Origin of the sequence: Mycobacterium stomatepiae, assembly GCF_010731715.1 — a bacterium.
Taxonomy (GTDB): domain Bacteria; phylum Actinomycetota; class Actinomycetes; order Mycobacteriales; family Mycobacteriaceae; genus Mycobacterium; species Mycobacterium stomatepiae.
Window position 1 is genome coordinate 3,044,512 of the sequence record NZ_AP022587.1, and the last position, 21,133, is coordinate 3,065,644.

17 protein-coding genes and 1 pseudogene are annotated in these 21,133 nt (G+C 61.2%); 13 read left to right on the forward strand and 5 right to left on the reverse strand.

The genetic code is table 11. The annotated features are described in order from the left end of the window. Nucleotides 1-13: 13 nt before the first annotated feature. Nucleotides 14-1,516: a gamma-aminobutyraldehyde dehydrogenase gene (locus G6N54_RS14210; protein ID WP_163790684.1), complete on the forward strand. Its 1,503-nt coding sequence runs from the start codon at nt 14-16 to the stop codon at nt 1,514-1,516. Between the two features lie 177 nt (nt 1,517-1,693). Then, nucleotides 1,694-2,026 carry a WhiB family transcriptional regulator gene (locus G6N54_RS31675; protein ID WP_372513215.1) on the forward strand — a complete coding sequence of 111 codons (333 nt, stop codon included), beginning with the start codon at nt 1,694-1,696 and terminating at the stop codon, nt 2,024-2,026. Nucleotides 2,027-2,092: 66 nt separating this feature from the next. Here G6N54_RS31675 and G6N54_RS14220 read toward each other — a convergent pair whose 3' ends face one another. The 5 genes from G6N54_RS14220 to G6N54_RS14240 form a co-directional block, all read right to left on the reverse strand. After that, nucleotides 2,093-3,586 (reverse strand): CoA-acylating methylmalonate-semialdehyde dehydrogenase, encoded by a 1,494-nt coding sequence (locus G6N54_RS14220; protein WP_163790686.1) that lies wholly within the window; start codon nt 3,584-3,586, stop codon nt 2,093-2,095. Nucleotides 3,587-3,733: 147 nt separating this feature from the next. Beyond that, nucleotides 3,734-5,122 carry an aspartate aminotransferase family protein gene (locus G6N54_RS14225; RefSeq protein ID WP_163790687.1) on the reverse strand — a complete coding sequence of 463 codons (1,389 nt, stop codon included), beginning with the start codon at nt 5,120-5,122 and terminating at the stop codon, nt 3,734-3,736. Between the two features lie 217 nt (nt 5,123-5,339). After that, nucleotides 5,340-6,455: an alanine dehydrogenase gene (gene ald, locus G6N54_RS14230; protein WP_163790688.1), complete on the reverse strand. Its 1,116-nt coding sequence runs from the start codon at nt 6,453-6,455 to the stop codon at nt 5,340-5,342. A gap of 450 nt (nt 6,456-6,905) precedes the next feature. After that, complete coding sequence (locus G6N54_RS14235; protein ID WP_163790689.1) at nt 6,906-8,261, reverse strand: aspartate aminotransferase family protein; 1,356 nt, start codon at nt 8,259-8,261, stop codon at nt 6,906-6,908. After that, nucleotides 8,258-8,701 (reverse strand): Lrp/AsnC family transcriptional regulator, encoded by a 444-nt coding sequence (locus tag G6N54_RS14240; protein ID WP_232073779.1) that lies wholly within the window; start codon nt 8,699-8,701, stop codon nt 8,258-8,260. Before G6N54_RS14240 ends, G6N54_RS14235 begins: the two co-directional genes overlap by 4 nt. Before the next feature lie 680 nt (nt 8,702-9,381). On the opposite strand from G6N54_RS14240, the gene G6N54_RS14245 reads away from it, so the two are divergent. From G6N54_RS14245 to mmaA4, 11 genes and pseudogenes are all read left to right on the forward strand, one after another. Next, nucleotides 9,382-10,905, forward strand: coding sequence for an APC family permease (locus tag G6N54_RS14245; protein WP_163790690.1), 1,524 nt, complete (start codon nt 9,382-9,384; stop codon nt 10,903-10,905). 97 nt (nt 10,906-11,002) lie between these two features. Beyond that, nucleotides 11,003-12,377, forward strand: a pseudogene (locus G6N54_RS14250) (gamma-aminobutyraldehyde dehydrogenase). A 143-nt stretch (nt 12,378-12,520) separates the two neighbouring features. After that, a complete protein-coding gene (locus tag G6N54_RS14255) occupies nt 12,521-13,054 on the forward strand; it encodes a DinB family protein (protein WP_163790691.1) in 534 nt (177 codons plus the stop codon). 23 nt (nt 13,055-13,077) lie between these two features. Further along, nucleotides 13,078-13,644, forward strand: coding sequence for a DinB family protein (locus G6N54_RS14260; protein ID WP_163794734.1), 567 nt, complete (start codon nt 13,078-13,080; stop codon nt 13,642-13,644). Between the two features lie 92 nt (nt 13,645-13,736). Further along, nucleotides 13,737-15,083 (forward strand): ABC1 kinase family protein, encoded by a 1,347-nt coding sequence (locus G6N54_RS14265; protein ID WP_163790692.1) that lies wholly within the window; start codon nt 13,737-13,739, stop codon nt 15,081-15,083. After that, the gene (locus G6N54_RS14270; protein WP_372513216.1) at nt 15,084-16,013 is read left to right on the forward strand and encodes an alpha/beta fold hydrolase; all 930 of its coding nucleotides are present in this window, start codon (nt 15,084-15,086) and stop codon (nt 16,011-16,013) included. It abuts the gene before it with no gap. A 93-nt stretch (nt 16,014-16,106) separates the two neighbouring features. Further along, nucleotides 16,107-16,970: a cyclopropane mycolic acid synthase family methyltransferase gene (locus G6N54_RS14275; RefSeq protein ID WP_163790693.1), complete on the forward strand. Its 864-nt coding sequence runs from the start codon at nt 16,107-16,109 to the stop codon at nt 16,968-16,970. Between the two features lie 146 nt (nt 16,971-17,116). Beyond that, nucleotides 17,117-17,980: a cyclopropane mycolic acid synthase family methyltransferase gene (locus tag G6N54_RS14280; protein WP_163790694.1), complete on the forward strand. Its 864-nt coding sequence runs from the start codon at nt 17,117-17,119 to the stop codon at nt 17,978-17,980. A gap of 82 nt (nt 17,981-18,062) precedes the next feature. Then, entirely contained in the window at nt 18,063-18,926 is an 864-nt protein-coding gene (locus G6N54_RS14285; protein ID WP_163790695.1) for a cyclopropane mycolic acid synthase family methyltransferase, read from the forward strand. 147 nt (nt 18,927-19,073) lie between these two features. Next, nucleotides 19,074-19,955 (forward strand): cyclopropane mycolic acid synthase family methyltransferase, encoded by an 882-nt coding sequence (locus G6N54_RS14290; protein ID WP_163790696.1) that lies wholly within the window; start codon nt 19,074-19,076, stop codon nt 19,953-19,955. A 206-nt stretch (nt 19,956-20,161) separates the two neighbouring features. After that, nucleotides 20,162-21,058, forward strand: a complete 897-nt coding sequence (gene mmaA4, locus G6N54_RS14295; RefSeq protein ID WP_163790697.1) for a hydroxymycolate synthase MmaA4 — start codon at nt 20,162-20,164, stop codon at nt 21,056-21,058. Nucleotides 21,059-21,133 lie beyond the last annotated feature (75 nt).

Below are 21,133 nucleotides of genomic sequence, written 5' to 3' on the forward strand. Positions count from 1 at the left end.
CTAGGGTGACCGCATGACCGCGACCCCCCGAAAGAACTCGGCGAACTTGGGTGGCAGTTGGATCGACGGTGCAGCGGCCGTCACTTCCGGAGCGCAGCAGCGAATCGTCAATCCGGCCGATGGCACGACCGTCGCTGAAATCGCGCTGGCCACCCCTGCCGATGTCGATGTCGCTGTCACGTCCGCGCGGACCACACTTTGTACCTGGGCAGGTGCCACGCCAGCCGATCGGTCGGTGGTGCTAAACAATTTGGCCGAATTGATGTCGGCCAACGCCGAGTTGTTCATCACCGAGGAAGTCGCCCAATGCGGTAAACCAATCCGACTGGCCACCGAGTTCGACGTACCGGGCAGTATCGACAACATCATGTTCTTCGCTGGTGCCGCAAGGCATCTCGAAGGTAAGGCGACCGCCGAGTACAGCAGCGACCATACCTCGAGCATCCGTCGGGAGGCGGTCGGCGTAGTCGCCACCATCACGCCGTGGAACTACCCGCTACAGATGGCGGTATGGAAGGCGATTCCGGCTCTCGCCGCCGGTTGCACAGTTGTCATCAAACCCGCCGAAATCACGCCGCTGACCACGCTGACGCTAGCCCGCATCGCCAAGGAAGCCGGCGTACCCGACGGTGTGCTTAACGTAGTCACCGGATCCGGGACTGATGTCGGGACCGCGCTGGCCGGACACCCCGACGTCGACGTCGTGACGTTCACCGGGTCGACGGTCGTGGGCCGCAAGGTGATGGCGGCTGCCGCCGCCCATGGGCACCGCACGCAGCTGGAGCTCGGCGGTAAGGCGCCATTCGTTGTGTTCGACGACGCCGACCTCGACGCCGCAATCCAGGGCGCAGTCGCCGGCGCACTAATCAACAGTGGGCAGGACTGCACCGCGGCTACTCGTGCAATCGTCGCCCGAGACCTCTACAACGATTTCGTCGCCGGTGTTGCGGAGGTGATGGGCAAGGTCGTGGTCGGCGATCCGTTGGATCCGGACACCGACCTCGGGCCGCTGATCTCCTTTGCGCATCGCAATAGGGTTGCCGACATGGTGAGACGAGCACCCAATGAAGGTGGTCGCGTCGTAACCGGCGGTGTAATCCCGGACCTGCCGGGTTCCTACTACCGTCCCACGCTGATAGCCGACGTCGCGGAAAGTTCTGAGATCTACCGTGATGAAATCTTCGGTCCGGTTCTCACCGTTCGGCCGTTCACCGATGACGATGACGCGCTACGGCAAGCCAATGACACCGGATACGGCCTGGCCGCCTCGGCGTGGACCCGTAATGTCTATCGCGCCCAACGAGCCTCCCGCGCGATCAACGCCGGATGCGTGTGGATCAACGACCACATTCCGATCGTCAGCGAGATGCCCCATGGCGGCGTTGGCGCATCCGGTTTCGGAAAAGACATGAGCGACTACAGCTTCGAGGAATACCTCACCATCAAGCATGTCATGAGTGATATCACCGCTGCGGCCGAAAAGGACTGGCACCGAACAGTTTTCCGTAAGCGCTGAGCATTAGGAGGTTCCTGTGGACTTAACGTCGCAGTCTTCTTATGCTACCTGCCGCGCGCGAAGCTCCATCACGGAGTTAGTTCTCAGAAGACCGATTGTTTTGTGACCCCAGCCCGGACTGCACTGTGTTATGCAGATTTTCGAGGATTAACTAGCGAGCCGAGAATCCGAATATCAGTGAAAAGACTGATCAGGCGATACTCCTCGACAACCACACAAACCACGCAGCGAACGTCCCCATTGAGTCCTGATGTCAAATGCCTGGGGCTGGCGACTGGCAGCAGGTGTCTGAATCATCCAGTGGCGAACTTCTTCCCAGCCGAACACTGGAGCCGCAATCTCTCTTGTCAGGAAGAGGCCGCGAAGAAGGTACGCCGGGACGACCCCGTGGTATTGGCGTGCTTGCAGCATGTCATGAACGCGCCTGAAGCACATGGCATTTGGAGCGGACTCACCGCTCACGAGCGCACACTTCTAGGATCCAGCCACCGCCGCGGACAGGTGGACTAACCACCAACCGAAAACACAGTACTCCCGCGGTGCCGTTCCGTTGACCTCGCAGCATGTGTTTCGAGGCTAGCCGTTCTCGGGGAACCCGAGGTTGATGCCCCCTTGGCTTGGATCCTGCCAACGGCTAGTGATGGCTTTTTGGCGGGTGAAGAATTGCACGCCGTCCATGCCATGGTCGTGGCTGTCTCCGAAGAGAGAGGCTTTCCAGCCGCCGAAGCTGTAATAAGCCATCGGAACTGGGATCGGCACGTTGATACCGACCATGCCGACCTGGACCTCGTTCTGGAAGCGCCGTGCCGCGCCACCGTCGTTGGTGAAGATGGCTGTTCCGTTTCCATAAGGGTTGTTGTTGATTAACGCCATGGCCTCGTCGTAGGTCTGCACGCGTACGACGGACAGCACGGGGCCGAAGATCTCGTCGGTGTAGACGCTCATCTCCAGGGTGACGTTGTCCAGCAAGGTCGGGCCGAGCCAGAACCCGTCCACGCCACCATCAGCGGACACTTTGCGGCCGTCCAGGACAACCTTGGCTCCGGCGGCTTCACCGCTGTCGATATAAGAGGCGACCTTGTCGCGGTGAGCCCGGGTCACCAGCGGCCCCATGTCGGAATCCATGGTGCCGTCGCCAGTCTTGATGGCCACGGCACGCTCGGCAATCTTGGCGACGAGATCATCGGCAATCGGACCAACAGCCACCGCCACGGAGATCGCCATGCAACGTTCGCCGGCCGAACCGAACCCGGCGTTGACCATCGCATCAGCTGCGAGATCAAGGTCAGCATCGGGGAGGATCACGGCATGGTTTTTGGCGCCGCCAAGGGCCTGCACACGCTTGCCGTGAGCGGCACCGGTGGCATACACATACTGAGCAATCGGGGTGGACCCGACGAAGCTGACGGATTGGATCTTGGGGTTGGTCAGCAGTTCGTCAACGACAATCTTGTCGCCGTGTAGAACGTTGAAAACACCGGGAGGTAGGCCGGCTTCGGCCCACAACGCCGCCAGCCATAGCGAGGCTGAGGGATCCTTTTCGGATGGTTTTAGGACCACCGTATTTCCGGTCGCGATCGCAACGGGAAAGAACCACATCGGCACCATGGCTGGAAAGTTGAAGGGTGAGATTATGGCGACTGCGCCGAGAGGCTGGCGGACGGAGTAGACGTCGACGTTTGTCGATGCATTCTCGGTGTATCCCCCCTTGAGTAGATGCGCAATCCCGCAAGCGAATTCGACAACCTCCTGGCCACGCGAGACCTCTCCGAGGGCATCGGAAAGCACCTTCCCGTGCTCTCTGGTGATGATGCCGGCGAGCTCGCCCTTGCGGTCGTTGAGCAGCTCGCGGAACCTGAACAGAACCTGACAGCGTTTGGCCAGGGAGGTATCGCGCCAAGCCGGGAATGCCGCCGCGGCCGCATCAATCACCTGCTCCGCATCTTCAACGGTGGCCAAGGCGACCAATCCGGTCACCTCGCCGGTGGCCGGATTGGTCACCGGCGAGGTGACACGACTGCCACCCGCAAAGGCGGTGTTGTTCAGCCAATGTGTGATGGTTGCGTGCATTGTCGGGTTCCTTTCCCCATGATTGCGGCGGAATCTCTTGAACCGTGCTAACCGACGTAAATTATTTGTGTAGCGGGATACGCGTCACAGCCCTGCTGCGGTAGCCATTCAGGTCCGGCGACTACGAATTACCACAGCGGGTGTTCATCACAGGATGAACGCCTCGGCACGTTTGAGCACATCCCGCACGATGCTCTCCATTTCATCGAAATGAGTTGGTCCGCAGATCATTGGCGGAGCGAATTGCACCACGGTGTCTCCCCGGTTGTCTGGGCGGCAATAGATGCCGGCTTCTAATAGTTGAGTACCAAGAAATCCTCGCACCAATCGTTCGGACTCTTCTGCTGTGAACGGCTGGTTAGTGGCTTTATCCTTAACAAGTTCCAAGGCGAAGAAATATCCGTCGCCGCGTACGCCCCCGACGATATCCAGGTCGAGGAGCCGCTCTAGTGTGGCGCGAAGCGCCACCTCGTTTCTCAACACGTTGGCGTTGAGGCTTTCGCGCTCCATGATGTCCAAGTTGGCCAACGCGACCGCGGTTGACACTGGGTGGCCGCCGAATGTGTAGCCGTGCGAGAACGCGTTGGTCCCCGTAAGGAACGGCTCCATGAGGCGATCAGACGCAATCATCGCGCCGAGCGGACTGTAGCCCGAGGTAATGCCTTTGGCACAGGTAATGATGTCGGGTTGGTAGCCATATCGTTGTGCGCCGAACATGTATCCCAACCGGCCGAATGCACAGATAACCTCGTCGGAAACGAGTAACACGTCGTACTCATCACAGATTTCACGTACCCGTTGGAAATAGCCCGGCGGCGGCGCGAAACATCCGCCGGAGTTTTGAACCGGCTCCAGGAATACCGCCGCGACGGTCTCTGGGCCTTCAAACTCGATTGTCTCAGCGATTCGGTCTGCTGCCCACCGCCCGAAAACTTCTGGATCATCCTTATGAATTTCAGCACAGAAAATGTTGGTATTGGGCACTTTGACCGTGGTTGGCACCAACGGCTCGAACGGCACCCTCATCGATGGGACGCCGGTAATGGACAAAGCACCATGCGTCGTTCCGTGATATGAAATGGAACGACTAATCACTTTATGTTTAGTGGGCTTGCCCGTTAGCTTGAAATATTGCTTAGCTAACTTCCATCCCGCCTCCACCGCCTCGCCGCCACCAGTTGTGAAGAAGACACGATTGAGGTCGCCGGGAGCGTGCTCGGCGACACGTTCGGCCAGCTCAATCGCGGTTGGATGGGCATAGCCCCACAAGGGAAAGTAGGCCAGGGCTTTGGTCTGCCGCGCAGCGACTTCGGCCAGCTCTTCCCGCCCGTGCCCCACCTGCACGACGAACAAGCCGGACAGCGCGTCGAGAAACCTACGCCCGTCGATGTCGAAGATGTAGGGACCCTCACCCCTGGCGATAATCGGCACATCTTGGTGAGCCAGCGGAGCGTGTCGGGTGAAATGCATCCACAGATGCTCTTTCGCGCTGTGCTGCAACCGTTCGCGTTCAGCGTTGCTCCTCGTCGTGCTCATCTGCGCACTCCTTGCTCCCCATCGTCGGATCGGCGACTTATCGAACCTAGTTGTCTTCGTTCACAATTCGGGTTGGAACCGAGCCGATCCCTGCTCGATCACTCCTGGCCATATCGCCGATTGTGTTCCGCACGTGCCCATTCTTCGGTTGCTTCCCGCGGCGCACCAGAAATTCTGTCGGCTATTCGTGCCAGATCCAGACGTTGCTTCTGTGCGTCTAACCCAGCTCTGTGGCTGGATCGGTCCACGGGAGACCTAGGTCAGCTCCTAGTTGTTCTGACAGTAATTTTCCCTCGTGGGTCGACAAACCCTTTGCCAGCGCGGGATCGGACGTGCAGGCCGCCCGCCAGCCCAGGCCGGCCAGTTTCAGTACGTAAGGCATGGTCGCATTCGTCAGGGCGTAGGTCGACGTCCTCGGTACGGCACCCGGCATATTGGCCACACAGTAAAACACGCTGTCGTGCACCGTGAATGTCGGATCATCATGTGTGGTCGGCTGGGAGTCCTCGAAGCATCCGCCTTGGTCAATGGCGATATCCACTAGCACTGAGCCCGGCTTCATGCGCGCGACAAGAGAGTTCGGGATCAGCTTGGGGGCCTTGGCCCCGGGCACCAATACCGCTCCGATGACCAGATCGGCGTCTTTGACCGCAGACTCCAGTTCATACGCAGACGAAACGCGTGTTTGAATGCGGCCGCCGAACTCTGCGTCTAGCTCGCGCAACCGGTTGATGTTGATGTCGAAGATCGTCACGTCAGCACCCATCCCACTGGCAACACGGGCGGCGTTGTAACCGGCTGTCCCGCCACCGACGGCCACAACATCTGCAGGCGCTACGCCCGGAACACCACCCATCAGCACACCGCGCCCGCCTTGCGTGCGCATCAGATGGTAGGCGCCGGCCTGCGCCGACAGCCGGCCGGCGACTTCGCTCATCGGGGCAAGCAGCGGCAGCGCGCCGTCGTCGGTCTGCACCGTTTCATAGGCAATGGACGTCGTGCCGGCCGCAAGTAGCGCATCGGTGCACGGTCGCGACGCTGCCAGGTGCAGGTAGGTGAACAACGTCTGGTTGCGGCGCATGCGGGTGTATTCGGCCTCAATAGGCTCTTTGACCTTGAGCAAGAGGTCAGCCTCAGCCCATACCTGGTCGGCGGTGTCAGCGATTTCTGCGCCAGCGGCTTTGAAATCCGCATCGGATATCGCGGAGCCTTCGCCAGCTCCCGCCTGGATGACGACGGCGTGTTCACGTCGGGTGAGTTCCGCGACCCCGGCTGGGGTGATCGCTACGCGAAACTCATTGTTTTTGATCTCGGCCGGTACACCGACGCGCATAGTGACTCCTCTGAAGAAGGTAAGAAAAGGTCGTCCCTACGACGAAGAGGGCCTGCCCTACTCGCAAGTCCTGTCGCAGAAACTCGAAACATTTATCGACCCAACGGTGTGCGAGACGGAACTCCACGATGAGTCTTCGGTAACCGGACGCGCCTCCTCTCGTTGCTACATGTTGAGTCAGGGATCTCGAATGCGGTTGCGTTCGTGGCAGATTGGCGCACGATCAACGGGCGGGGAACGGCCATCGCCGCCCCGGCTGGCCATCATCGAACTGACGGCAAAGATGAAGTCCGTTATCGACCAAGGCGAATGCCTCACTGAAATCAGTTTCAGTCAATGTTCCTCATTTACAATCTGTTTCGCACCTCAACAATGTCGAACCGCCAAGCGTTCGCCGAGTGCAACTTTGCGCATGATCCCTTATCGGTGCCTCGCGACGTCAGGCAGTGACTACAGCCGAGACCAGGCTTCCGAGAGAACGCCGCGCACAATCTGCGCGATCTGGTCGAATTCCTTTTGGCCGCTGATCAACGGGGGCGCCAATTGCACTACCGGATCGCCACGATCGTCGGCGCGACAATACAGTCCAGCCTCAAGTAGCGCCCCCGACAAGAAGCCGCGTAGTAGCCGTTCACTCTCGTCGGCATTGAAGGTCTCTTTGGTCGCCTTGTCTTTGACCAACTCGATGCCGTAGAAGAATCCCTCGCCGCGTACATCGCCAACGATTGGCAGGTCAAGCAACCCTTCTAGGGTGGCGCGGAAGGCAGGCGCCATCCTTTTCACGTGATCGTTGAGATCCTCACGCTCGAAGATGTCGAGGTTCGCCAGCGCCACCGCGCACGACACTGGATGCCCACCGAATGTGTAGCCGTGCGAAAATGTGGTCTTGCCGTCATTAAAGGGCTCGAATAGCTTGCCCGTGGCGATCATCGCCCCAATCGGGGAGTAGCCCGACGTCAAGCCTTTGGCGCAGGTGATGATGTCGGGCTCGTAGCCAAACTCGTTGCACGCGAACATCGCTCCTACCCGACCAAACGCACAGATCACCTCGTCGGAAACGAGCAGTACGTCGTACTCATCACAGATTTCACGTACCCGCTCGAAATAACCCGGCGGCGGCGGGAAGCATCCGCCCGCGTTTTGCACAGGCTCCAAAAAGACCGCCGCTACCGAATCAGGCCCTTCGAACTCGATCGCCTCGGCAATCCTGTTGGCCGCCCACAGCCCGAACGCCTTCACATCGGTGTCAAACGGCGCGGGCGCCCGATAAAAGTTCGTATTCGGGACTCGCACGCCGCCGGGCGTCATCGGTGTATACGGCGCCTGAAACGCGGGCACACCGGTGATGGCGAGCGCGCCGTGGGGTGTCCCGTGATAGGCGACCGATCGTGAAATCGCTTTGTACTTACCGGGTTTACCGGTCAGCTTGAAGTACTGCTTTGCAAGTTTCCAGGCCGACTCGACGGCCTCACCGCCGCCGGTGGTGAAGAACACTCGGTTGTCGTCGCCGGGTGCATAGTGCGCCAGGCGTTCAGCCAGCTCGACCGCGGTCGGAGTGGCATACGACCACAGTGGGAAGAAAGCAAGTTTCTCCGCCTGCCGCGCGGCGGCCTCGGCGAGTTCGCGACGGCCGTGACCGGCCTGCACGACAAACAATCCCGACAACCCGTCGAGGTAGCTCTTGCCCCGATCATCCCAGACGGTTACGCCCTCGCCCCGGGTAATGATCGGCGGTGTGATGCCGGCGCCGTGGCGGGCGAAGTGACCCCACAGATGGTTTGCGCCTTTGGTGGAAGCTTCTGTCATTGTGTTCCCCAGTTATATTGTTGCTTAACGAGTTTGAGGTAGACGAAAGTCTCGGTGGAGATGACTCCGGGCAGCGCCCTGATCCTGCTGTTAAGTAGGTTGAGCAGGTCCCCGTCGTCTTTGCAGACCACCTCGACGATCAGGTCGAAAGCCCCTGCAGTCAGCACCACGTAATCGATCGTGTCGATAGCCGCGAGTTGATCGGCGAGCTTGCCGGTGTCGCCGGCACAGCGGATACCGATCATTGCCTGGCGGGCGAATCCGAGCTGCATTGGGTCCGTGACGGCCACGATCTGAACGACCCGGGAGTCAATCAGCCGTTGTACGCGCTGACGGACCGCCGCCTCCGACAATCCAACAGCCTTGGCAATCTTGGCGTACGAAGACCGGCCATCTTCTTGCAGGATCTCGATGATCGTTTTGGACAACTCATCGAGCATCGCCGCGCCCTGGTTGGGCGCGGCGGGAGCGCAGCGCGGCGCCGGTTCCTCGCCGGCTGGCTCGACGGACTTGCCCGTGGCAGACATGGAGCACATTATGCACTGAATCCATGCCATCAATGCAAGAAAAATACGAAATCAGTCGAATCGTCATGATTCCTGCACGGAATCAGTGGCCAGGCCCATGGCAGTCGGCTATGTTCGCTTCATGACACCAACCGTGTCGTTGGCAGGGGGTTGATCAACGGTCACGGCGGAGCAGTGGAAACGTGCGGGACGGCGAACGGCTGTCCGTAGACACCGCTGCTCTGCGCGATGTGTGCGGCGCGGGCGTCGGCATACGGTGCCGCGCGACATGACCGCCGTTGATCGCGAACACCTCGGCTAGTCGTTTTATCCAGACAGCATGATCGAAGGAGCTCCTGCAAATGGATCCAGGCAATCTTGACAGGTTGTTGTTGTGGTATCAGCACGCTGGCGGAGTGCCTCCCGACTGGGCGGTCTCAACTCGACTAGCCGATTGTCCTTGCCTGGTATCGATACACCGCGGGTGAACGGCCACTCATGACCGCCACCGAACCAGAGCTCGTCCAATTAGAGACTTCAACGTCGACTACGCCGCTCAGCAATAGCCCCGCCCCGGGGGAGGTGAAACGGTTGACAAAGGGCTGGCCGCCGGGATGGTGGGCACGTTCTCTGGTGCGATAATCGGTATCTCCTGCGTCGCACCAGGTTACACGCTGACGGCAAGCATTGGTCTTATCGTCGCCGCCGTCGGACTTAAGATGCCAGCGGTGTTCATCGGCGGTTTCATCCCGATGCTCCTGACCGCCTTTGCGTACCGCGAGCTCAACTCCGATTCTCCCGACTGTGGAGCATCGTTGACTTGGTCCACCAAGGCATTTGGTCCCTACGTGGGATGGATGTGCGGTTGGGGAATGGTGATCGCGACGATCATCGTCCTATCGAACACCGCCGCGGTAGCGGTTCAGTTCTCTTACTTGCTCCTCGCGGGGCTGTTTCATGATCCTGGAATCGCCGCTCTGGCTGCGAACGAATGGATCGACATTGCCACCACCCTGGCGCTAATCGTCGTGGTAACCTGGATTTCCAGTCGCGGCATTGAAACCAGCGCGCGGCTCCAGCGGACGCTGGTGTGCTTCCAGATGGTAGTGCTGGTGGGCTTCGCGATCGCGGCCATCACGGGCGTTAATCCCGATCAAGGCAACGGGTCGACCAACCTCAGCTTTGACCTCGACTGGTTCGACCCATTTACTGGTATTACCATGGGCGCGTTTGTAATTGGTGTCACCGGTTCGGTGTTCGCCTTCTGGGGCTGGGACACCTGCCTCACCCTGGGAGAAGAATGCAAAAATCCCGAAAAGGTGCCGGGGCGAGCCGGAATGTTGTGCGTAATCACGGTCCTGCTTACCTACCTGCTGGTGAGTGTGGCAGTAATGATGTATGCCGGCGTCGGCACCGACCGATTAGGGCTGGGAAATCCGGCCAACTCCGACAACGCATTTGGGGCTCTGGCGCGACCGGTGCTCGGCGGCTGGGGCAGCCAGCTACTGTTCTTGGCGATCCTTGCATCGGCGATGGCCAGCGCGCAGACCACGATCCTGCCTGCCGCGCGATGCATGCTTGCCATGGGCGCCAGCGAGGCTTTTCCCAAACGCTTCGCACGGATGAGCCCGCGCTTTAGGGTGCCGGTCTTCAGCACTGTCATGGCTGGCCTCATCACTAGCGCCTTCTATACCACCGTACGATTGTTGTCCGATCGAGTCTTGCTGGATACTGTTGCCGCTCTTGGCATTCTGGTGTGCTGGTACTACGGAATCACCGCGTTCGCATGTGTGTGGTATTTCCGCAAGGTGCTCTTACACAGCATCCACAATGTGCTGTTCAAGTTTCTCTTCCCACTGCTGGGCGGAGTCATGCTGGCGCTGGTCTTCGCGATCTCGGAAAGCGAGAGCATGGACCCCAACCATGGCAGCGGCGCCTCCATCGGGGGCATCGGACTGGTCTTCTACATGGGTTTTGGCATCTTGTTGCTCGGTTTCGTACTGATGCTTGTGATGCGGATATCGCGTCCCAAATTCTTTCGGACGCGGCCACCGACACAGTTCAGGCCAGCCGTGTCCTGCGATGACCTGCGTGTCCCCGCAGTTCACACGGGCGCCTGCCCGGATACCCGACGTTGAGAACAAACAACTCCAAGAGGTGATCGTGTTACCGGAAAAGAAGTCCTTCTACAACATCATCGGAGGGCAAGTCCAGGCGGCAGCCGACGGCCACGTGATGGATGTCGTCAACCCGTCGACGGGGGAGGTATACGCGTCGGCGCCGAACTCCTCTGCCCGGGACGTAGACGAGGCGTTTAAGGCGGCAGCGACGGCATTCGAGTCGTGGCGCTGGTCCACCCCCAGTGAACGGCAGCGCGCTACTCCAACTCGCAGATGTCATCGAGGACAACGCCGACGAGCTCGTCGCGATCGAGAGTGAGAACACGGGCAAGCCGATCTCGTTAACCATGTCGGAGGAGATTCCCCCGATGGTCGACCAGATACGATTCTTTGCCGGTGCAGGGCGAGTTCTCGAAGGTCGCTCACAAGGCGAATACATGCGCGGGCATACCTCGTCGATCCGTCGTGAGCCGGTCGGCCCGGTGGCGCAGGTAGCGCCGTGGAACTACCCGATGATGATGGCGGTATGGAAGTTCGCGCCGGCCTTAGCCGCTGGCTGCAATGTGGTGCTCAAGCCATCCGAGACCACGCCGGCATCGTCTTACTGGATGGTGGAGAAGATGCAGGAGATCTTCCCACCTGGGGTGTGCAATTTGGTCTGCGGCGATCGTGAAACGGGTGCCGCGCTCGTCGCGCATCCGGTGCCCCGGATGGTGTCGATCACCGGATCCACCCGGGCCGGCATGGCCGTGGCAGCCAGCGCTGCCAATGACCTCAAGCGCGCTCACCTGGAACTCGGCGGCAAAGCTCCGGTGATTATATTCAACGATGCCGACATCGGCGCCGCGGTCGAGGGACTCACGGCCGCAGGCTATTTCAACGCCGGTCAAGACTGTACCGCGGCCACTCGGATCATCATCCACGATGACATCTATGACGAGTTCCTGTCCGCGATGACCGAATCCGTCGCCACCACCAGGACCGGCTACGACCCGACGGATGAGGAGATCTTGTTCGGGCCAATCAACAACGCCGACCAAATGTGCCGCATATCCGAGCTGGTGTCCCGCACGCCCGCACACGCTCGGATTCTTGCCGGCGGCGAGCGGAAAGACCGCCCTGGCTTCTTTTTCGAGCCCACCCTGATCGCTGACCTACGCCAGGATGACGAGTTGGTCCAGACCGAGATTTTCGGACCCGTCGTGACCGCCCAGCGATTCAGCGATGAACACCAGGCACTTGAGTTGGCCAATGGCTGCGAATACGGTTTGGCGTCCTCGGTGTGGACGAAGAACGTTGACGCCGCCGCGCGCGTGGCCGCCCAGCTGGATTTTGGCTGTGTTTGGATCAACACGCATATTCCGCTGGTAGCCGAGATGCCACACGGCGGGTTCAAACACTCCGGCTACGGCAAAGACCTCTCGATGTACGGCCTAGAGGACTACACCCGGATCAAACACGTCATGCACTGGCACGGGTTTAAAGCCTGAGCCGGTCAGCCCTGTAGTTCGCCGCACCCATTGCGGACCACCCAGCTGCATGCCCGCACCCTAATGCGCGGTGGCCCCGACATCGAAGGTTGAGCCGCCGGCGTAGCAGACAGGTGTCACCGGCAGCTGGAACACTCGGCGCTATGGCTGACCTGACGACGCAACTTGCCGATCAGCTCGACTGGCATTGGCGCGAGCAGCTGCGCCCGCGCCTGGACGGCCTCACCGACGACGAGTACTTCTGGCAGCTGGTGCCTGACTGCTGGACGGTGCATCCCGGCGGCGCGATCGACTTCGCGTACCCGGCGCCCCGCCCGGTGCCGTTCACCACGATCGCCTGGCGGATGGCCCACGTCATCGTCGGCGTGTTCGCGATACGCAGCCATAGCCACTTCAACGGCCCGCCCGCCGACTATCGGAGCTGGCCGTACGCCATCGATGCCGCCACCGCCTTGAGGCAACTCGACGAGACCTACGCCGGATGGATCGCCGGAGTGCGCTCGCTGTCGGCGACCGACCTGTCCCGACCGTGTGGCCCGGCTGAAGGGCCCTACGCCGACTACGCCCTCAGCGAGCTGATCTTGCACATCAATCGCGAAGCGATCCACCACGGTGCCGAGATCGCTTGCCTCCGCGACCTTTACGCACATCGCCAAGCCATCAAACAGGAGGATTGATCATGCCAGCCCTCGCCCCGCCGGTGGCCGACGAGCGCAGCGCCTTGCGTGAATACTTGGCCTTCCACCAGAGCGCCTACTTCGCGGTGTCCTACGGTCTGACCGACGAGCAGGCCCGCTCGTCGCCGTCGGCGAGTGCGCTGTCGGTCGGCGGGCTGATCAAGCACGTGACACGGATGCAACGCAGCTGGATGGCACGAGTCGCGGCGGCGCCCGGCGAAGCACCGAAGGATCCCCGGCCGTTCGACGCGCAGGCTTTCGCCGACCAGCACGTCATGCGGGCCGACGAAACACTGGAAGGATTGCTGCGGGACCTCGCGGAACAGAACGCAACGTCGCTGCGGCTGGTGGAAACCGCCGACCTCGACGCCGCGGTCCCTGTGCCCCACGACGTCCCTTGGTTCCCCAAAGACCTCGATGCCTGGTCGGTGCGATGGGTGATCTTGCATGTCATCAACGAGTTGGCCCGCCACGCCGGGCACGCCGATATCGTGCGGGAAACCATCGACGGAGCCACGATGTACGACCTGATCGCCGGGCTGGAACGCTGGGAGATCGAGGGCTGGGTCACCCCCTGGAAAGAGAGGTGAAAGAGACGTGACCAGCGAGGTCGGCCGGTAAAAGGCCTGCTCACCGAACGCAGAATTGGGCCTTGATGGCCCTGGTTTGGCAGACTGCTGGGATGAGTTCTACCAAACATCGAGAGGCGGCCAAGCTCGACCGGGTGCCGTTGCCGATCGAAGCGGCCCGCGTCGCGGCCACTGGTTGGCAGGTCACTCGCTCCGCCGCTCGCGTCGTCACCCAGCTGACGGCCAAGGGACCATGGCAGCAGAAGGTGATCAAGCAACTCCCCCAGACCTTCGCCGATCTGGGTCCCACGTATGTGAAGTTCGGGCAGATCATCGCCTCCAGCCCCGGCGCGTTCGGGGAGTCGCTGTCGCGCGAATTCCGCGGCCTGCTCGACCGGGTGCCGCCGGCCGACTCCGACGAAGTGCACAAGCTGTTCGTCGACGAGCTCGGCGCCGACCCGGCCGATCTGTTCGCCAAGTGGGACGAGACGCCGTTCGCGTCGGCGTCCATCGCGCAGGTGCACTACGCCACGCTGCACAGCGGCGAGGAGGTCGTCGTCAAGATCCAGCGTCCGGGTATCCGCCGCCGAGTCGCCGCCGATCTGCAGATCCTCAAACGCTTCGCCCAGGCCGTCGAGCTGGCCAAGCTGGGCCGTCGGCTCTCGGCGCAAGACGTGGTCGCCGACTTCTCCGCCAACCTAGCCGAGGAGCTGAATTTCCGCCTCGAGGCGCAGTCGATGGAGGCGTGGGTCTCGCACCTGCACGTGTCGCCGCTGGGCCGCAATATCCGGGTGCCGACCGTGCACTGGGACTTCACCAGCGACCGGGTGCTGACGATGGAGCGGGTGCAGGGCATCCGCATCGACGACGTCGCCGCCATTCGCAAGGCGGGGTTCGACGGCGTCGAACTGGTCAAGGCGCTGCTGTTCTCGCTTTTCGAGGGCGGTCTGCGGCACGGGTTGTTCCACGGCGACCTGCACGCGGGCAACCTGTACGTCGACGACCAGGGCCGCATCGTGTTCTTCGACTTCGGGATCATGGGCCGCATCGACCCGCGCACCCGCTGGTTGCTGCGCGAATTGGTGTATGCGTTGCTGGTCAAAAAGGATCACGCGGCGGCGGGCAAGATCGTCGTGCTGATGGGGGCCGTCGGCACGGTGAAGCCCGAAGCCGAGGCCGCCAAGGACTTGGAGCGCTTCGCCACCCCCCTGACCATGTCGACCCTGGGTGACATGTCGTACGCGGACATCGGCCGCCAGCTCTCGGCGCTGGCCGACGCCTACGACGTCAAGCTGCCACGCGAGCTGGTATTGATCGGTAAGCAGTTCCTCTACGTCGAGCGGTACATGAAGCTGCTCGCGCCGAAGTGGCAGATGATGTCCGACCCGAAGCTGACGGGCTACTTCGCCAACTTCATGGTCGAGGTCAGCCGCGAGCATTCCTCGGACGTGGAGGTCTAGGTGGAGATCCGCACCGGCTATGCGAGTTCCGGGCCCACCCGGCGCAATTCCGGAACTGACCTGAAGCTCTACTACGAGGACATGGGCGATATCAACGATCCGCCCGTGCTGCTGATCATGGGGCTCGGCGCCCAGCTGCTGCTGTGGCGGACCGAATTCTGCGAGCGGCTGGTCGGCCACGGTCTACGCGTGATCCGTTACGACAACCGGGATGTCGGCCTGTCCAGCAAGACCGAGCGCCGCAGAGCCGGCCAGCCGATGGTCACGAGATTGCTCCGGTCGTTTGCGGGCCTGGAGAGCCAGGCCGCATACAAACTTGAGGACATGGCCGACGACGCCGCGGCGGTACTGGACCATTTGGGCATCGAGACGGCCCACGTCGTCGGGGCATCGATGGGCGGCATGATCGCCCAGGTCTTCGCCGCGCAATTCGCCCATCGGACAAGGACTCTCGGGATCCTCTTTTCGAGCAACAACTCAGCGTTCCTGCCGCCGCCGGCCCCCCGCGCATTGCTGGCACTCGTCAAAGGCCCGCCGCCGGACTCGCCGCGCGACGTCATTCTCGACAACGCGGTGCGGGTGAGCCGGATCATCGGCAGCCCGGGCTACCGCATTCCCGACGAGCAGGTTCGCGCCGAGGCCGCCGAGGGATACGACCGCAATTACTACCCGCAAGGCGTCGCCGGGCAATTCAGCGCGATCCTGGGCAGCGGCAGCCTGCGGCACCACGACCGCCGCATCCAGGCACCGACGGTTGTCATCCACGGACGGTCCGACAAACTGATGCGACCCTTCGGCGGACGCGCGATTGCGCGGGCAATAAGCGGAGCCCGATTGGTGTTATTCGACGGAATGGGACATGATCTGCCACAGCAGCTGTGGGATCCGGTGATCGGTGTTTTAACGGGCAATTTCGCCGAGGCCAGCTGAGTCAGAGTCGAGCAGGCGGCTCAGGCGCTTTAGTCCATCGCGGCTTCGCGCGGAATGTCACATCGTTGTAGCGTTGACACTTGGGAGGACGCGATGGTTGCGAATATGAAGCCGTATTACGAAGAGTCGCAGGCTACTTACGATATTTCGGACGACTTCTTCGCGTTGTTCTTGGATCCCAACATGGTGTACACCTGCGCCTATTTCAAGAACGACGACATTACACTGGAAGAGGCGCAGCTCGCCAAGCTGGATCTGGGACTCGACAAGCTGAACCTCGAGCCGGGAATGACGCTGCTCGACGTAGGCTGCGGTTGGGGCGGAGCGCTGGTCCGCGCGGTCGAGAAGTACGACGTGAATGTCATCGGCATCACACTCAGCCGAAACCACTACGAGCGCAGCAAATCCCGCCTTGCGGCGATCCCGACAGAGCGCCGGGTCGAGGCCCGTCTGCAGGGCTGGGAAGAGTTCGACGAGCACGCCGACCGGATCATCAGCTTCGAGGCGTTCGACGCGTTCAAAAAAGAACGCTGGCCCGCGTTCTGGGACTGGGCCTACAAGGTTCTGCCGAGCGACAGCCGGATGCTGATGCACAGCATATTCACCTATCCGCAGACACACTGGAAAGAGCACGGCATCCCGATCACGATGAATGATCTGCGGTTCTTACACTTCCTCGGCAAGAAGATCTTCCCCGGCGGACAGATGTGTGGCGAGGCAGATATCGTCGACTTATCTCGGGCCAGTGGTTTCTCGTTGGAGCAGACCCAGTATCTGCAGCCGCATTACGCGCGGACTCTGGACATCTGGGCGGCCAATCTGGAGTCCAATCGCGAACGCGCCATCGCCATCCAGTCCGAAGAGGTCTACGACCGATTCATGCGCTACCTCACCGGCTGCGCGGGCCTGTTCCGCAAGGGCATCTCGAACGTCGGACAGTTCACGCTCACCAAGTAGGCGCCCCGACACGCCCGACCTGACAGCCGTGGTGAACTGCGAGGTTTCGCCGTTCGTCATACCGGGCAGATAGCTGAGTAATAAAATCTGCCCCACGCGGGCACGGGGGAATTTCGGTGTGTGTCGCGGGGAGGGGCGCAGAATTCATGACTCAAAAACTGGAACCACACTTCGAAGACGTTCAGGCCCACTACGACCTGTCCGACGACTTCTACCGGCTGTTTCTGGATCCCAGCCAGACCTACAGTTGCGCGTACTTCGAACGCGACGACATGTCGCTGGAGGAAGCCCAAATCGCCAAGATCGACCTATCGCTGGGCAAATTGGGTCTGCGGCCGGGCATGACGCTGCTCGATGTCGGCTGCGGCTGGGGTGCCACGATGCGGCGCGCGGTCGAGAAGTACGACGTGAACGTGATCGGATTGACGCTGTCCAAGAATCAGGCCGCCCACGTGCAGAAGACGTTCGACGAGATGGACAACCCGCGCAGCAAGCGCGTAATGCTGGCCGGCTGGGAGGAGTTCGACGGGCCCGTCGACCGCATCGTGTCGGTCGGCGCGTTCGAGCACTTCGGGCACGATCGCTACGGCGACTTCTTCACGATGGCCCACAATGTGCTGCCGGATGACGGTGTGATGCTGCTGCACACGATCACCGATTTCACGAAGCAGGAAATCATCGACCTCGGCCTGCCCATCTCCATCGACCTGCTCCGCTTCGTCATCTTCATCCAGCGAGAGATCTTCCCGGGCGGCCGCTTGCCGAAAATCCCTATGGTGGAGGAATATTCGAGCGAAGCAGGATTCACGCTGACTCGCCGCCAATCGCTGCAGCCGCACTACGCCAGAACCCTCGACCTGTGGGCCGAGGCACTGCGGGCGCGCAAGGACGAGGCCATCGAGATCCAGTCCGAAGAAGTCTACGAGCGCTACATGAAATACCTGACCGGCTGCGCCGACAAGTTCCGGGAAGGCTACGTCGACGTCAACCAATTCACGCTGGCAAAGTAACCCGGCAGCCCCATCGAATAACCGGTCTCTGGGCGCGCACAGGGTATCTTTAGGTGCGTTTTCGGCAGGAAGGCACACAGTCATGGCTCGGAAACTGACACCGCACTTCGCTGATGTACAGGCGCATTACGACCTGTCCGACGACTTTTTCCGCCTGTTCCTCGATCCCAGCCAGACCTACAGCTGCGCGTACTTCGAACGCGACGACATGACGCTGGAAGAAGCGCAGCTGGCCAAGATCGATCTGGCGCTGGGCAAGCTCGGCCTGCGGCCCGGCATGACCCTGCTCGATGTCGGCTGCGGCTGGGGCGCCACGATGCGCCGCGCGGTCGAGAAGTACGACGTGAACGTCGTCGGCCTGACGCTGTCCAAGAACCAGGCCGCCCACGTGCAGAAGACGTTCGACGAAATGGACAACCCGCGCAGCAAGCGCGTAATGCTGGCCGGCTGGGAGGAGTTCGACGGGCCCGTCGACCGCATCGTGTCGATCGGCGCGTTCGAGCACTTCGGCCACGAACGCTACGACGACTTCTTCACGATGGCCCACAATGTGCTGCCGGATGACGGTGTGATGCTGCTGCACACAATCACCGGTCTGAAGCCGGAACAGTGCACCGAACGGGGCATACCGCTGACGTTCGAGATGGCCCGCTTCATCAAGTTCATCGTCACCGAGATCTTCCCGGGCGGGCGGCTGCCGTCCATCGAGAAGGTGGAGGATCACTCGTCGAAGCACGGTTTCCGGTTGACCCGCCGCCAATCGCTGCAGCCGCACTACGCCCGGACCCTCGATCTGTGGGCAGCGGCCTTGGAAGCGCACAAGGACGAGGCCATCGAGATCCAGTCCGAAGAGGTCTACGAGCGCTACATGAAATACCTGACCGGCTGCGCCAACGCGTTCCGGGTCGGCTACATCGACGTCAACCAGTTCACCCTGGAAATGTAGCGATCGCGCCCCACGCTGACTGGCGGCAGATCCGTCGTCGAGAAAAGCCAGGGGCCTCGCCGTTCAAATGCGCGAGATGTGCATTGCCCCGTGTAGGGTCCTCCAGATGGCCTCCCGCTGGGGTGCCGGTCCATCGGGGGGACAAAAATGTCTAGCAATTCTGCGGGTGCCATCCGGATTCGGTCCAACGAGGCCGATGTTCGTGCGCACTACGACCTTTCCAACGAATTCTTCGCACTGTTCCAGGATCCGACCCGGACCTATAGCTGCGCATACTTTCCGCATGAGGGCATGTCGCTGCAGGAGGCGCAGGTCGCCAAGCTGGATCTGACGCTGGGCAAGCTGGGGCTGGAGCCGGGGATGACCCTGCTTGATATCGGTTGCGGCTGGGGTTCGGTGATGAAGCACGCCATCGAGCGCTACGACGTCAACGTCGTCGGGGTGACCCTGTCCAAGAACCAGGACGCCTACTGCCAGCAGGTGCTCGACACGGTCGACTCGGCGCGCTCGCACCGGGTGCTGTTGAGCGACTGGGCGGATTTCACCGGGCCGGTTGACCGTATTGTCATCATCGAGGCTCTCGAGCACTTTGGCTTTGACCGCTATGACGACTTCTTCAAATTCGCCTACGACGTCCTGCCGGATGACGGCGTAATGCTGCTGCACTCGATCACCGCGCTGCATCCTAAGCAGATGTCGGAGCGCGGCATACCCGTGACGATCGAGATTGCGAAGTTCATCCGCTTCATCCTGAACGACATCTTCCCGGGGGGCCGGCTGCCGTCCATCGAGAAGGTAGAGGACCACTGCGCGAAGGTGGGTTTCCGCGTCACCCGCCGCCAGTCGCTGCAGTCGGACTTCGCTCAGACCCTCGACCTATGGGCCGATGCCCTGGAGGCGCACGAGGACCAGGCCGTCGAAATCCAGTCCGAAGAGGTCTACGAGCGGTACATGAAGTTCCTGACCGGCTGCTCCAGGGCATTCCGGATGGGCTACATCGACTGCAACCAGTTCACCCTGGAAAAGTAGCGATCGCACCCGAGAACGGGCAAACGCAAATCGAAGTTCCTGACCGGCCGCGCCAACGCTAGACTCATGGCTCGGGCAGGGGGGGCCGTGACGCTGAGCGCCTCAGGCAATTAAGCCGCCCGATTAAGGGTGCTTATCGTTGCTGGTCAATCGGGTAACGCCGAGCAGTGGGTTTAAAGCAGTGAATTCAGGAGAACTAATCGACAATGGTTGAGCAACCGAGTAGTGCGACGAAGATCCGGACGCGCTCCGAGGACATCCAGGCGCACTACGACGTCTCCGACGATTTCTTCGCCCTGTTCCAGGACCCCACCCGGACCTACAGCTGCGCATACTTCGAGCCCTCAGACCTCACGCTCGAAGAGGCGCAATACGCCAAGATCGACCTCAACCTGGACAAACTGGACCTCAAGCCCGGCATGACGCTGCTGGACATCGGCTGCGGGTGGGGCACCACGATGCGGCGCGCCGTGGAGCGCTACGACGTCAATGTCATCGGCCTGACCCTGTCGAAGAACCAGCATGCCCGCTGCGAGGAGGTGCTGGCCGCGGTCGACACCAACCGCTCTCGTCAGGTGCGGTTGCAGAACTGGGAAGACTTCGCCGAGCCCGTCGACCGAATCGTGTCGATCGAGGCATTCGAGCACTTCGGCCACGAGAACTACGACGACTTCTTCAAGCGGACGTTCGACATCATGCCCGATGACGGCCGGATGACCGTGCAGAGCAGCGTCAGTTACCACCCTTACAACATGAACGCCCGCGGTAAGAAGCTCACCTTCGAGACCGTGCGCTTCATCAAGTTCATCATTACCGAGATCTTCCCGGGCGGCCGTCTGCCGACCACCGAGATGATGGTCGAACACGGCGAAAAAGCGGGTTTTGTTGTCCCCGAACCACTTTCGCTGCGTGAGCATTACGTCAAGACGCTGCGTATCTGGGGCGACACCCTGGAGCCCATCAAGGACAAGGCCATCGAGGTCACATCCCAAGAGGTCTACGACCGCTACATGAAGTATCTGCGTGGCTGCGAGCACTACTTCGGCGACGAGATGCTCGACTGCAGCCTGGTGACCTACCTGAAGCCGGCCGCCGCGGTTTAGTTCGCTCGGGTGTCGGATTGGGGCTGCATCGTTCGTCGGATAGGTAGAGAGTGGAGCACGAGGCTTCGCTCGTTA